Source organism: Mesorhizobium comanense (genome assembly GCF_005503535.1).
In the GTDB taxonomy this organism is placed as follows: Bacteria; Pseudomonadota; Alphaproteobacteria; order Rhizobiales; family Rhizobiaceae; genus Mesorhizobium; species Mesorhizobium comanense.
Genome location: NZ_SCNN01000005.1, coordinates 1 through 13856 on the forward strand (window position 1 = coordinate 1; position 13856 = coordinate 13856).

Below are 13856 nucleotides of genomic sequence, written 5' to 3' on the forward strand. Positions count from 1 at the left end.
CCCTGCGGGCGTCGGCCGCTCCCCATTCAAAAAAGCTGGCCGCGCGCATATGTCCACCGGGTGGCGCCGCTGGCAACGCTCAGAACTTGTAGCTCAGATTGATGCCGACGGTGTTCAGCTTCACATCCTGATCGCGGTCGGTGAATCCGTTCGATCCGTCATAGTGTTCCGAGCCGAAATCATAGTAGCGATATTGCGCGCCGACCACGAACTTGTCGGTCAGCGCATAGTCGACGCCAGCTCCCACGGACCATCCGACATCGGTGCGCGAGCTGGAAAAGGAGGCGCCGGCGGCTTGCGACGTTTCGATGCCGGCAAAGGCGAGGCCGCCAATGCCGTAGACCAGGAAGCGGTCCATGGCATAGCCGGCCTTAGCGTTGACCGAGCCGAACCACTTGATGTCGGTGCCGAGCATATTTGCAGGGCCGCCGAGTTCCGCCGTGCCGTCGATCGAGGAATAATTGAGGTCGGCCTCGCCGCCGATCACCGCCTGGTCGAACTGCCAGAGCCCGGCCACGTGCCCGCCGACGAATCCGCCCTTGATATCGGGTGCCGCTGAAAACGGTCCGCCGTCGTTTCCTGAAATATTGGACCGGCCCCAGCCATAGCCTGCCTGCAGGCCGGCATAGTAGCCGGTCCAGTCGAAGCCGGGCGCGGTCATCGGCAAAGCCACTGTCGGGTCGGCGGCGAAAGCCGGTACGGACAGGGCGGCAAGAAGACCTGTGCTTGCGACCACCAGACGATACATCGAACTCCCCGGACGAAGAGTCAGAAAATCCTTGTCGCCAGCTTAACCCGATTGGCAGCAAAACGGAATCAGATTTCTGGCGGCGGCATCCGGGGGGTAATCGGGCGGCGTCTTGCGGAATCGATCAAGGGAGGATTGGTGCGGATGAAGGGACTCGAACCCCCACGCCTTTCGGCACTGGAACCTAAATCCAGGGCGTCTACCAGTTCCGCCACATCCGCATGCCCCGGCAATCCCATGTAGCCATCATTCTGTCAATCTCGGAGCCGAAATGGTGGTTATTCGCCTAAACGCGAAGATGGTTGAAAATTAGCCTCGCCTGTGACAAAAGGCGTGTCGAATGTGACGGGACGCGACGATCCGCTTCTGCAGAATGTGATAAGAAGTAGGAAAAACAAGAACTTATTCACATCTTGGAACGCAGTTTGGAAGAGTTTGAACCGTAATTTCGGTCAGATCGCCAGGTTCCGTACCAAAAGCCATTTCCGGCAAGACTATACCGGCAGGCTGTGAACGGCAGGGAGCCGTATGGCAGTCTCATTGGTGAAAACAAAGGTTTTACGATGCAGGTCACCGAAACACTCAACTCCGGTCTCAAGCGCGAGATCAAGATCACCGTGCCGGCCGGTGACATGGAAGCCAAGCTGATGGCGCGGCTGTCGGATGCGCGCAACAAGGTCCGCATCAACGGCTTCCGTCCCGGCAAGGTGCCCGTGCAGCACCTGCGCAAGGTTTACGGCAAGTCGTTCATGGCCGAAGTGGTCAACGAAATCCTCAACGATTCGACCCGGTCGATCATTTCGGGCCGTGGCGAGAAAGCCGCCATGCAGCCCGAGGTCATCATGACCGAGGACGAGAAGGAAGCTGAGAAGATCCTGGCCGGCGGCGCGGATTTCGAATTCCGCCTCAACTATGAAGTCATCCCGGCGATCGAGATCAAGGACTTCTCCGACATCAAGGTGACGCGTCAGGTGTTCGACGTTCCGGACTCCGAGATCGATGATCAGGTCAAGCGCGTCGCCGAATCGGCGCGCAGCTACGAGCCCAAGACCGGCAAGGCCGCCGAAGGCGACCGCGTCAGCATCGACTATGTCGGCAAGATCGACGGCGAGGCCTTTGCCGGCGGCGCCGGCAACGATCAGCCGCTGGTGCTTGGCTCCAAGGAGTTCATCCCGGGCTTCGAGGACCAGCTGGTCGGCACCAAGGCCGGCGACGAGAAGCAGGTCACCGTGACCTTCCCGGAAAACTACCAGGCGGCGCATCTGGCCGGCAAGGAAGCCACCTTCGACGTCACCGTCAAGGAAGTCTCCAAGCCAGGCGAACTGGAAATCAACGACGAGACGGCCAAGAACCTTGGCCTGGAATCGCTCGAGCGCCTGCGTGACATCGTGCGCGGCCAGATCGAGAGCCAGTTCGGCTCGATGACGCGCCAGAAGGTCAAGCGCCAGCTGCTCGACCAGCTCGACGCGGCCTATTCGTTCGAGGCGCCGTCCAAGCTTGTCGAGGCCGAGTTCAACAATATCTGGGCGCAGGTCAACCGCGACCTGGAAGCCGCCGGCCGCACCTTCGCCGACGAAGAGACCACGGAAGAGGAAGCCCGCGCCGAATACATGCGCCTTGCCGAGCGCCGCGTGCGCCTTGGCCTGGTGCTGGCCGAGATCGGCGAGAAGGCCGGCGTGACCGTTTCGGACGAGGAGCTGCAGCGCGGCCTGTTCGAGCAGGTTCGCCGCTTCCCGGCCAACCAGCAGCAGGAAGCTTTCGAGTTCTACCGCAGCAATCCCGAGGCGCTGAACGCGCTGCGCGCGCCGATGTTCGAGGAGAAGGTGGTCGACCATCTGCTCGGCCAGATCTCGGTCACCGACGTCAAGGTCAGCAAGGAAGAGCTGATGGCCGACGACGAGGAAGCCGAGACCGCGACCAAGGCCAAGCCCGCGAAAAAGGCCGCCGCCAAGAAAGCCGAAGCCAAGGCGAGCGAGGCTGGCGACGAGGCGGAAGAGCCGAAGAAGAAGGCCGCGCCGAAGAAGAAGGCCGCCAAGGACGCCGAATAAGGCGCCCAGAGCACCGAATTTCGAAAGGCCGCCTCCGGGCGGCCTTTTTCGTTGCCAAACTGCAACATCGGATTCGCTCGTGAGAGCCGCCGGTAGCGATACGAAGCCTTGATCATTATCTGGTTGGTTGAAAACCGAGACAGCTGGAGAAGGCGTTGGGGGTGTTCGTGGACATAGGTCGCGCTGCCGCCATGGCGCTTTTCCTTGCCTCTGCCTGCGGCGTCGCCGAGGCCGGCACGGACAATTGGCGCTTCGATGCCGGCGAGGACGGCCTGGTTAGCGCATCGCTTTATGCGACCAACAAGCTGTTCACCGGCGGGGGTGCCCTCGGCTACAGCCCGATCCTGACCATTGCCTGCCGGGCGGGTGGCGAGCCGGGCTGGACGGAATGGCTGCAATTGAACGACGCGGTTTCCGCCAGCCGGAAAATCACCGTATCGGTGACGATCGACAATGACGGCAAATTCGACGAGAGCTGGTCGGTCGGCGCGCGCGGCAGGGTGCTGATGCGCGATGGCGCCGATGGCATAAGACGCCTCGTTCCGGCAAGCCGGCTGCTGCTGTCGTGGCGCTTCGGGTTGCTGGCAGGGCGTGGCCAGGCGGATTTCGACCTTGCCGGCTTCAGTGAGGCGGTCAGCCAGATTGCCGGCAACTGCAAGACTGATCCGCCCTGACCGGTTCCTCTTACTTCAACAGCCCGACCAGAACATCGAAGGCTGCGTCGATGTCGGCGCGAACGGCCGTCCGCACCGCCTCCACGTCGCGGCCGCGCAGCGCCGCCAGCATCTCCTTGTGGTGCTCGTTGGCGGTCGAATAGTTCCCGGAATCGTGCAGCATGTTGAAATACGGGCTGATCTGCAGCCACAGATTCTCGATGATGCTGAGGATGTTTTCGGAGCCGGCGGCCCGGTATATGGAAAAATGAAAGGCGTAGTTGGCGCGCAGGTAGGATTTGACGTCGCCCGCCGCATTGGCCTGTTCGAGCGCGTCAAGGTGCAGGCCGAGTTCGGCTATGCCCTGGTCATCAATGCGCTCGGCCGCCCATGCGGCGGCGATCGCCTCAATCTCGAAGCGGACGTTCCTGAGATCGATGAGGCGGGCGCGGCTGAGTGCCGGAATTCCGATCGACCGGCCTGAAACAACCATCAGTGCGTTGGCGGCGGTCAACCGCCGCAACGCCTCCCGAACCGGCATGGGGCTCACACCGAAGGCGTCCGCCAGGCTCTGCACCGTCACCATCTCGCCCGGTACGATGCTGCCGTCGAGGATCAATTCAGTGACGTGGCGGTAAACCCTGTCCTGCAAGGTCTCCCTGGACAGGGGCGCGATCTCGACCCCCGGCTTCCTGAACGCCGCTCCAGCCATCTCCCCATCAACCTTTCCGCGCAAAGGTCGCGCCACAACCCGCAACCGGAATGCAGGGTTCCGCTTGCGGCGTCAAGCTTCGGCGCCCTTCGTCTTGCAATCAAGATATTTCATCATTGATCTTTGATCAAATGGTGATACGGTCACCCCGTCGAATGACAAGGGCCACGTCTCGTGCCCTTGGGAGGCATTCGGTGTGGGATCGGGAGGAGTTTCCTATGGGTATCGGATTGAAAGTCCGGCGGCTCGCGCTGCTGGCAGGCATGGCCGTCTGCGCTTTTGGCATGTCCGCAGCCGAAGCAGCCGAAAAGCACAAGATTTTTCTGAGCATGAGCTTCATCGGCAATGACTGGCAGGCCGAGGCCGCCAACATGGTCAAGGCCATGGCCTCGCACAAGAGCATGGCCGACAAGGTCGACCTGCAGGTGCAGGTCGCCGGCCCGAACGCCCAGCGCCAGATCCAGCAGATCAATGCGATGGTCCAGGCGGGAGCGGAGGCCATCGTGATCTTCCCGATCTCGCCGACAGCACTCAACCAGGTGGTCAAGAACGCCTGCGACAAGGGCGTCAAGGTCTTCGCCTATGACGCGGAGATCACCGAGCCTTGCGCCTACAATGTGCATATCGACCAGGAAGAAGCGGGCCGGGTAACGGCCGAATGGCTGGTCAAGAAGCTCAATGGCAAGGGCAACATCATCGCTGTGACCGGCGTCCCCGGCACTTCGGTGGACGACCTGCGCACCAAGGCCGCCAAGGAGGTCTTCGCCAAATATCCCGACATCAAGATCGTCGGCGAGGCTGTCGGCATGTGGAGCCAGGCGGTCGCCCGCACGGAGCTTTCCAAGATCTTGGCCACGCGCAACTGGAACGATATCAATGGGTTGTGGATGCAGGTCGGCTGCTTCACCGCGAACTCGATGCAGCTCGAGGCCGGCAAAAAGGCCAGCGAACTCTTGCCTTGCGCCGGTGAGGGCTCCAATGGCGGGCGCATCCAGATGCTGCCGGAGGGCACTGAGGTAGAGGGCGCGGCGTCGCCCTACGCGCCGCTCGGCGCGCCGCGCATCTCCTATGCCTCGCCGCCATATTCCGGCGCGCTCGCCCTGAAGCTCGCCGTCGAGGCGATCGAGGGCAAGGACGTGCCGAAGACGACGATCCTGCCGCTGCCCGTCGTCACCAATGAGACGATCAAGTTGTGCAACGAGGGCAGCTGGGCCGAAATGAAGGCAGGCTGCAACGCCTTCAAGCCATCGCTGGTTTCCAATCCCGGATGGTTCGCTTCGATCTTTTCCGACCAGACACCGGAGATCGGCCTCAACGCCGCTCTCGTCGGCCAGCCGGAAAACTGAGCCTCCCAAGGCCAATGATGACGATGCGCGGGCATCTTGTCCGCGCATCGTCGATCTGCGCTTGTTGATGCCGCCCGAAAGTCCGGCGATCGAGGACATGACAGAACATTCCGAGCTCCCTGCCATCGAGATCGACGGCATCCGCAAGGCCTTCGGCCCGACTGTCGCGCTGGATGGCGTGTCGTTCCGCATCGCGCCCGGCAGCGTCCATGCGTTGCTGGGTGAGAACGGGGCGGGCAAGTCGACCCTGGTGAAATTGCTGTCTGGACTGGTGCGGCCGAGTTCGGGCCATGTCCGTGTTTTCGGCAAGGAGATCGGCTATGGCGCGCCGCGCGCCGCCCATGCGCTGGGCGTGCAGACGGCCTTCCAGGAGATGACGCTGGTGCGCGATCTCTCCGTGCTCGACAACATGCTGCTGCCCTACGCGCCCGTCGGCCTATCCGGCCTGATCAGGCGCGCAGCGGCGCGCAAGGCGGTGCGCCGCCATATCGACGAGCTCGGCTTCTCCGTCGATCTCGACGCCGAAACGGGCGACCTGGAACTTTCGGTGCGCCAGAAGATCGAAATCGCGCGCGCCGTCTACCGCAAGCCGCGCATCCTGCTGCTCGACGAGCCGACCTCGACGCTTGCCGGCCGCGACGTCGACTGGCTGGGAGACATCATCGCCAGGCTGAAGGCGGCCGGCACCACAATCGTCTTCATCACGCACCGCATGCGTGAAGTCCGCGCCTTCTGCGACACGCTGACGATCCTGAGAAACGGTCGCCACATCGTTACCGCGCCGGTTGGCGACGTCTCGGACGCCGATGTCATCGAAAAGATCATCGGTCGCAGCATCGAGCAGACTTTTCCGCCCAAACCCGATGGCGCGCAGGCATTCGGGCCGCCGGTGCTCGGCGTGCGCGATCTCAAGGTCGGGCGCAAGCTTGACGGCGCCAGTTTCGATCTGCGCCGCGGCGAAATCCTGGGTGTCGCGGGGCTGCAGGGCATGGGTCAGCAGGATCTGTTCCTGGCTTGCTTCGGCATGGCCGAGATCACCCGGGGCAATGTTCTGGTCGACGGCCGCGAGGTTTGGCTCGGTTCTCCCACCGATGCCTTGCGGCCCAACATGGCCATCGGGCTGGTGCCGGAAGATCGAAAATCCGAAGGCCTGTTCCTGAAGCTGCCGGGCACCCAGAACGCGACGCTGCCCGTGGTTTCGCGCTTCACGCGCTTCGGCCTTGTCGACACGGCGGCCGAGGCCCGTTCCGTCGAGGCGGCATTCGCCACCGTCGAAGTCGACCGCCGAGCGCTCTGGACGCGGGCGGGAGCCTTTTCGGGCGGCAACCAGCAGAAAATCGCCATCGCCAAATGGCTGGTGGCGCAAAGCCGCATCCTGCTTCTGTTCGATCCCACCCGTGGCATCGATGTCGGCACCAAGCACGAGCTCTATGTGATGATGCGCAACTATGTCGCCGCCGGCGGATCGATCCTGTTGCACTCGACCGAGATTCCCGAACTGGTCCACCAATGCGACCGGGTGCTGGTTCTCTACGATGGGAAGGTGGTGGCCGAACTGGAGGGCGACGCCATCACGGAGCCCGCCATCATGCGCCCCGCGCTTGGTCACGTGGGAGACGTCGCCGCATGAGCAGCGTTTCGTCTCCCGTTTCAACCATGTCGGGCCTGCGCCGCGCGTTGACGCGCAATCGCGGCGCGCTGATCGCAGCCGCCGTTCTTGCTGTTCTGCTGTTCATCGTGGACGCCATAAGCGCCGGGCCGCTGACCTATTTCGACGTGTCGTTTCTGTCCAGCGGCGGCGCCACCTCGGCGCTCGCGGCCATAGGCCAGACGATCGTCATCCTGTCCGGCGGTTTCGATCTTTCGGCCGGCGCCGTGATATCGCTGGTCAATGTCGTCCTGGCCTCAGGCATGGATCCGATGGCGCCCGGCGCCAGCGTCCTTTTGTGGACCGGCGTCGGCATCGGCGTCGGCATGGCTGTCGGCGCCTTCAACGGCTTTTTCATCGCGGTGCTGCGCATGCAGCCCATTGTGGTGACGCTGTCCACCATGTTCATCCTGCAAGGCGTCACGCTCTTGGTGATGGACAAGCCGGGCGGCTTCGTGTCTCCCGATCTCGGCACTTTTTACCTGGGCGACGCGATCACCGGCTGGCTGCCGATGCCGCTGGTGGTCATCGGCGTCGTCCTGCTCGCCTGGTTCTGGCTGAAGGGAACCCGTTTCGGCACCGCGCTCTATGCCGTGGGCAGCGACACGGACTCCGCAGCCGCGGTCGGCATCAATGTCGTCCTGGTGCGCTTTGCCGTCTATGTGATCGCAGGCGGTTGCTACGGCCTTGCCGGCGTGTTCATCAGCGCCCAGACCGGCAGCGGCGACCCCCTGGTCGGCAACCCGCTGCTGTTGTCCATGTTCGCGGCTGTCGTCGTCGGCGGCACACGCCTTGGCGGCGGGCAGGGCGGGCCGGTGGGAACGGTCTTCGGCGCCTACATTCTGATGATGGTGGTCAACATCCTGCTGGTGCTCAACGTATCGGCCTATTATTCGACCATCGCCGAAGGCACGATTCTGGTGCTGGCGGCCCTTGCCGGATCGATCTCGCATGCATCGGTGTTCGCCGTGCAGCTCCGCGCCGCGCGCGCCCGTTTTGCCGCCTGGCGCGCCGGCATCCTGCCGTCTCAACTCGAGCGCGTCGACCGGCGGCTCAAGGCCAACGGACCCGCGCATGGCAACCGCAATTCGGCGTCGCCGCGCCCCGCCTTGCATCTGCGCAACGCGGAGGCGCTGCGCTACGCGCTGCCGGCCTATGTCTGCCTGCTGGTCATCGTGATCGTCACCCAGATATGGCTCGGCCGCGCCATCCTCAATCCGGGCTACTGGAATTCCCTGCTGGTGCTGTCGTCCTTCCTGGCGGTGCTCGCGCTCGGGCAGGGGACGGTGATCCTCACCGGCGGCCTCGACCTTTCCGTGCCGTGGACGATCGGCATTTCCGGCATCATCCTGGCCGGCATGGTCAACGGCTCCGACGCCGCACTCCTCTACGCCTTGCCGGTCGTGCTGGTGATGGCCTGCGCCATCGGCTTCGCCAATGGCTTCGGCATCGTCTATCTCGGCATATCGCCGATCGTCATGACGCTCGCTACCAACGGCATCCTGCAGGGCTTCGCGCTGCTCTACTCGCAGGGAACTCCGGCCGGTTTCTCCTCGCCGATGTTGCGCTGGTTCATGACCGCCAAGCTCGGCTTCGTGACACCGGTGGTCCTGCTGCTGATCGTGTTCGTGATCATCGCCGTGCTTCTGCTTGGACGCACGCCGTTCGGACGGCGCGTCTACGGCATCGGCAACGGGTTGCGCGCGGCGCGCCTGTCCGGCATCGGCGTCGAGCGCACGCTGATCCTGGTCTACATGCTGTCGGCGGTCTGCGCCGCGGTCGTCGGCATCATGCTGACCGGCTTTTCCGGCCAGGCGAGCCTCGGCATGGGGGACGACTATCTCCTGCCGTCGATCGCGGTCGTGGTGGTCGGGGGCGCGCTCATCACCGGCGGACGCGGCCATTATCTGGGCATGCTCGGCGGGGTGCTTTTGCTGACGGCGTTGCAGATGCTGCTGGCCGGCACCACGCTGCCCTATGCCACCAGGGCAATCCTCTACGGACTGGTCGTTCTGGGCGCCGTCATGGCGCTGCGCGAACGGCAACCACAATGAAAGGGACGGGACGATGAGCGTAAAGGCGCCTGGGACGGCGGACGAATTCCTGGCCGGGCTGAAAGGGCAGCGCGTGCTGGTGACGGCGGGCGCCGGCGGCATCGGCTTCGCCATTGCCGACACGCTCTCGCGGCTGGGCGCCCGCGTCGTCGTTTGCGATATTTCCGACGAGGCATTGGCCTTGGCGCCAGGCAAGATCCCGCTGGTGGCGGCGGTCAAGGCCGATGTCTCGCGCGACGATGACGTCGACCGGCTGTTCGAGACGGTCGAGAAAAAACTCGGCGGTCTCGACGCGCTGATCAACAATGCGGGCATCGCCGGGCCGACCGGCGGTGTCGACGAGATCGATCCCGCGGAGTGGCGTCGCTGTCTCGACATCGGCCTCACCGGACAGTTCCTGTGCGCGCGTCGGGCTGTGCCGATGATCAAGGCGGCGGGAGGCGGCTCGATCGTGTCGATGTCGTCTGCCGCGGGCCGCCATGGCTATGCCTACCGCACGCCCTATTCGGCCGCCAAGTTCGGCGTCATCGGTTTCACGCAGAGCCTGGCCAAGGAGCTTGGGCCGCACGGCATCCGGGTCAACGCCATACTGCCCGGCATCATCGAGGGGCCCAGGATCGAAGGCGTCATCTCGGCGCGCGCCAAGCAGATCGGGATCAGCCATCAGGAGATGACTGGGCGCTACCTCCAGAATATCTCGCTGCGCCGCATGACCAGCCCCTATGATGTCGCCTCGATGGTCGCTTTCCTGTTGTCGGACGCCGGCATCAACATTTCCGGCCAGTCGCTGGGCGTCGACGGCAATGTCGAAACACTTTGAGGGACATGATCCATGGCACAGGTAGCGGTCGTCGGCAGCGGATTCATCGGACGCGCCTGGGCCATCAGCTTCGCGCGCGCCGGCCATGATGTGCGCATGTGGGATCAGTCGCCCGCCGCAACGGGCGGCGCGCGGGACTATATAGCTGGCGTGCTCGGCGACCTTGCCGCGAACGATCTGTTGCGGGGACAGTCCATCGACGCCGTGCTCGGCCGCATTGCCATCGCTGTAGAGCTAGAGGAGGCATTGGCCGATGCGGTGCATGTTCAGGAAAACACGCCTGAAAACCTCGATGTGAAGCGGGAAGTATTCTCCCTGATCGATAGCCTGGCCGGTCCGCAGACAATCATCGCAAGCTCCACCTCCGCGCTGTTGCCGTCGAAATTCACCGACCATCTCAAGGGGCGGCACCGCTGCCTGGTCGTCCATCCGATCAACCCGCCCTATCTCATTCCGGCCGCCGAGGTGGTGCCCGCGCCTTGGACATCGGTCGAGACGGTTGAGAGAACGCGCGCCTTCCTCATCGACGCCGGTCATGCGCCGCTGGTGATGAAGCGCGAGCTCGACGGTTTCATTATGAACCGGCTGCAGGGAGCACTGCTCGAGGAAGCGTTCCGGCTCGTCGCCGACGGCTATGCCAGCGTCGAGGATGTCGACATCGGCATCCGCGACGGCCTGGCGCTGCGCTGGTCTTTCATGGGGCCGTTCGAGACCATCGACCTCAATGCGCCCGGCGGCGTGCGCGACTATGTCGAGCGCTACCAGCGCATCTATTCCAACATCTTTCCGCAGATGCTGCGCCGCGTCGACTGGGGCGGCGATGTCATGGAAACCGTCGAGGCCGAACGCAGCAGGCGCCTGCCCAGGAAGGATCTCGGCGATCGGCAAGTGTGGCGCGACCGCCGGCTGATGGCGCTGGCGGCGCACAAGAAGAAATCGGATCAGGAGTTTGGACAATGACGGAAACCAGCCGCAAGACCGGCGCTTCGCAGACAAGGGGCAAGGTCATCATCACCTGCGCGGTGACCGGCGCGATCCACACGCCGACCATGTCGCCCTACTTGCCGATCACGCCCGACCAGATCGCGTCGGAGGCGATCGCGGCCGCGGAAGCGGGAGCGGCAATCCTGCATCTGCACGCCCGCGACCCGGAAACCGGCAAGCCCGACCAGACGCCGGAGGCCTTCGCCCGCTTCCTGCCGCGCGTCAAGCAAGGCACCAACGCGGCCATCAACATCACCACCGGTGGCAGCCCCTATATGAAGGTCGAGGAGCGCGTGCGTCCCGCCGCACAGTTCAAGCCCGAGGTCGCCTCGCTCAACATGGGGTCGATCAATTTCGGGCTCTACCATCTCGCCGACAAATACGAGACCTTCAAGTTCGATTGGGAAAAGCCGCATCTGGAAGCCACGCGCGACCTGGTTTTCCGCAACTCGTTCAAGGACATCGAATACATTCTGGCGACCTGCTACGACAATGGCACGCGCTTCGAGTTCGAGTGCTACGACATTGCGCACCTCTACAATCTCGCCCATTTCGCGGATCGCGGGCTGGTGAAGCCGCCTTTCTTCGTGCAGTCGGTGTTCGGCCTGCTCGGCGGCATCGGAACGCATCCTGAAGACGTCGCCCACATGAAGCGCACGGCCGACCGGCTGTTCGGCGACCAGTTCCGCTGGTCGGTGCTCGGTGCCGGCGCCAGCCAGCTGCGCATCGCCGCGCAATCGGCCGCTCTTGGCGGCAACATAAGGGTCGGGCTGGAAGACAGTCTGTGGGCGGGCCGGGGCAAGCTCGCCAAATCCAACGCCGAGCAGGTCGTGCTGGCGCGCAAGATCATCGAAGGGCTCGGCATGGAGGTGGCGACGCCGGACGAAGCGCGCGAAATCCTGTCGCTCAAGGGCGGCGACAAGGTGGCTTTCTAGGCCCAATCGGCGCAGGCCTGGCAACAAATGAGGAGGACGGAATGAAGATCGAAGTCGTGGTGGACGTGAAGACGACGCTGGGCGAGGGGCCGCTCTGGGACGTCGAGCAGGAGCGCCTCTACTGGATCGACAGTTTCGACGGGCGCGTGTTCCGGGCGACCGCCGATGGGCGCGAAATCCGCTCCTGGGACGTGCCGATGAAGATCGGCTCGATGGCGCTGCGCAAGGATGGCAGCGGTGCCGTTGTCTCGCTGCAGCGCGGCTTCCACCTGCTCGATTTTGCCTCCGGAGAGGTAACGCTGATCCATGATCCGGAGCCGGACAAGCCGGCTAACCGTCTTAACGACGGCAAGGTCGACCGGCGCGGCCGCTTCTTCGCCGGCTCGATGGACACGATGGAGGAAGGGCCATCGGGCGGGCTTTACCGGCTCGATCCAGACTTTTCCGTCACCAGGATCGATTCCGGCATCATCTGCTCCAACGGTCCGTGCTGGAGCCCCGACGACCGCACCTTCTACTTCGCGGACACCTGGACCGGAGAAATCTGGGCCTACGACTACGACATCGCCACCGGCGCCGCCACCAACCGGCGCACTTTCGTGCGTGTCGACGCCAGCAAGGGCGGGGCAGCGGACGGCTCGACAGTCGATGCCGAGGGCTATCTGTGGAACGCGCTGGTCTATGACGGAAGGCTGGTGCGCTACGCGCCCGACGGCTCGGTCGACCGCATCATCGACATGCCGGTGAAGAAGATCACCAGCGTCATGTTCGGCGGGCCGAAACTGGACACGCTCTACGTCACCTCGATGGCAAAGCCGCCCCTGCCGCGTTTTCCCGGCGATGGTGTTCTGCGCGGCAGCCTGTTTGCCATATCAGGTCTTGGCGTGACCGGCGTTCCCGAGCCACGGTTTGGCGGGTGAGGGCGGACCCTTCGAACCCGCCCAGCAGGTTCGAAACGGATGCGGCCCCGCCTCAGATCAGCAACAGGCCCTTCATGCTGGCATAGCCTTTGCGCCCGATGATGATGTGATCATGCACGGCAATGCCCAGCCGCTTGCCCGCCTCGATGATCTCCTTGGTCATCTCGATATCGGCGCGCGAGGGCGTCGGATCGCCTGAGGGATGATTGTGCACCAGGATGATCGCGGTCGCCGATAGTTCGAGAGCCCGCTTGACCACTTCCCGGGGGTAGACGGGCGTGTGGTCGACCGTGCCCGTCTGCTGGACCTCGTCGGCGATGAGGGCGTTCTTCTTGTCCAGGAACAGGATGCGGAACTGCTCGCGGGCCTCGAAAGCCATCGCGCTGCGGCAATAGGCGAGCAGCTGCGTCCAGGACGAAAGCACCTCGCGGCCCTGAACCTCGCCGCGAGCCATCCGCTGTGCGGTCGCCGCGACGACCTTCAGGTCGAGCGCCACCGTCGGGCCGATTCCCTTGACCTCCTGCAGCAGGCCGACCGGCGCGCCAAGCACTTCGGCGAAGGTGCCGAAGCGCGCCAGCAAGGCCTTGGCCACGGGCTTGGTGTCGGCGCGCGGGATCAGCCGGAAGAGCAGGAGTTCCAGAAGCTCGTAGTCGGGGAAAGCGTCAGCTCCCGCTGAAGCAAAGCGTTCGCGCAGGCGGTCGCGGTGGCCGAGATAATGCGGCTTGTCCTTCAATGGGCCGGCCTTCGCCCGCGGCTGAACCGGCATTTCGGAAAAGAAACTCCGCTCGTCGTCGCTCATCTGCCTCTTGCCGCCCGCCCTTCGCCAGGCGCAGACACTAGAGCGACAAAGAGAGACGGTCGAGACCCCTTTGACGAGGGAGTAAGATGGGGTGACGCCGGTTGCATTGGCGAGGAATCGAACAGGTTGATACTTGGCGGCCAATGTTCTCCAATCCAGAGTTTCTCCAAATGCCTGGAGTTTCGCGGA

12 protein-coding genes and 1 tRNA gene are annotated in these 13856 nt (G+C 63.9%); 9 read left to right on the forward strand and 4 right to left on the reverse strand.

The window, feature by feature from the left end:
* Nucleotides 1-79: 79 nt before the first annotated feature.
* Complete coding sequence (locus FFS37_RS10640) at nucleotides 80-748, reverse strand: outer membrane protein (protein ID WP_137930911.1); 669 nt, start codon at nucleotides 746-748, stop codon at nucleotides 80-82.
* A 136-nt stretch (nucleotides 749-884) separates the two neighbouring features.
* Nucleotides 885-969, reverse strand: a tRNA-Leu gene (locus FFS37_RS10645).
* Nucleotides 970-1311: 342 nt separating this feature from the next.
* On the opposite strand from FFS37_RS10645, the gene tig reads away from it, so the two are divergent.
* Together tig and FFS37_RS10655 are read left to right on the forward strand one after the other, a co-directional pair.
* Nucleotides 1312-2796, forward strand: a complete 1485-nt coding sequence (gene tig, locus FFS37_RS10650; RefSeq protein ID WP_137930912.1) for a trigger factor — start codon at nucleotides 1312-1314, stop codon at nucleotides 2794-2796.
* A 191-nt stretch (nucleotides 2797-2987) separates the two neighbouring features.
* The gene (locus tag FFS37_RS10655; protein WP_408631433.1) at nucleotides 2988-3470 is read left to right on the forward strand and encodes a hypothetical protein; all 483 of its coding nucleotides are present in this window, start codon (nucleotides 2988-2990) and stop codon (nucleotides 3468-3470) included.
* Nucleotides 3471-3480: 10 nt separating this feature from the next.
* Here FFS37_RS10655 and FFS37_RS10660 read toward each other — a convergent pair whose 3' ends face one another.
* Nucleotides 3481-4161, reverse strand: coding sequence for a GntR family transcriptional regulator (locus FFS37_RS10660; RefSeq protein ID WP_137930914.1), 681 nt, complete (start codon nucleotides 4159-4161; stop codon nucleotides 3481-3483).
* Between the two features lie 218 nt (nucleotides 4162-4379).
* Between FFS37_RS10660 and FFS37_RS10665 the strand changes: the two genes are divergently transcribed.
* The 7 genes from FFS37_RS10665 to FFS37_RS10695 all read left to right on the forward strand — a co-directional run bounded on the left by FFS37_RS10665 (nucleotide 4380) and on the right by FFS37_RS10695 (nucleotide 12868).
* Nucleotides 4380-5507 (forward strand): sugar ABC transporter substrate-binding protein, encoded by a 1128-nt coding sequence (locus FFS37_RS10665; RefSeq protein WP_137930915.1) that lies wholly within the window; start codon nucleotides 4380-4382, stop codon nucleotides 5505-5507.
* A gap of 97 nt (nucleotides 5508-5604) precedes the next feature.
* Nucleotides 5605-7137, forward strand: coding sequence for a sugar ABC transporter ATP-binding protein (locus tag FFS37_RS10670; protein WP_137930916.1), 1533 nt, complete (start codon nucleotides 5605-5607; stop codon nucleotides 7135-7137).
* A complete protein-coding gene (locus FFS37_RS10675; RefSeq protein ID WP_137930917.1) occupies nucleotides 7134-9209 on the forward strand; it encodes an ABC transporter permease subunit in 2076 nt (691 codons plus the stop codon). Before FFS37_RS10670 ends, FFS37_RS10675 begins: the two co-directional genes overlap by 4 nt.
* A 13-nt stretch (nucleotides 9210-9222) precedes the next feature.
* The gene (locus tag FFS37_RS10680) at nucleotides 9223-10029 is read left to right on the forward strand and encodes an SDR family oxidoreductase (RefSeq protein WP_137930918.1); all 807 of its coding nucleotides are present in this window, start codon (nucleotides 9223-9225) and stop codon (nucleotides 10027-10029) included.
* Nucleotides 10030-10041: 12 nt separating this feature from the next.
* Entirely contained in the window at nucleotides 10042-10989 is a 948-nt protein-coding gene (locus FFS37_RS10685; protein WP_137930919.1) for a 3-hydroxyacyl-CoA dehydrogenase, read from the forward strand.
* Nucleotides 10986-11948, forward strand: coding sequence for a BKACE family enzyme (locus FFS37_RS10690; RefSeq protein WP_137930920.1), 963 nt, complete (start codon nucleotides 10986-10988; stop codon nucleotides 11946-11948). Before FFS37_RS10685 ends, FFS37_RS10690 begins: the two co-directional genes overlap by 4 nt.
* Nucleotides 11949-11989: 41 nt before the next feature.
* Nucleotides 11990-12868 carry an SMP-30/gluconolactonase/LRE family protein gene (locus FFS37_RS10695; protein ID WP_137930921.1) on the forward strand — a complete coding sequence of 293 codons (879 nt, stop codon included), beginning with the start codon at nucleotides 11990-11992 and terminating at the stop codon, nucleotides 12866-12868.
* Nucleotides 12869-12920: 52 nt separating this feature from the next.
* Here the strand turns inward: FFS37_RS10695 and radC are convergent, their stop codons facing one another.
* Complete coding sequence (gene radC / locus FFS37_RS10700; RefSeq protein ID WP_137930922.1) at nucleotides 12921-13667, reverse strand: RadC family protein; 747 nt, start codon at nucleotides 13665-13667, stop codon at nucleotides 12921-12923.
* Nucleotides 13668-13856: the final 189 nt, after the last annotated feature.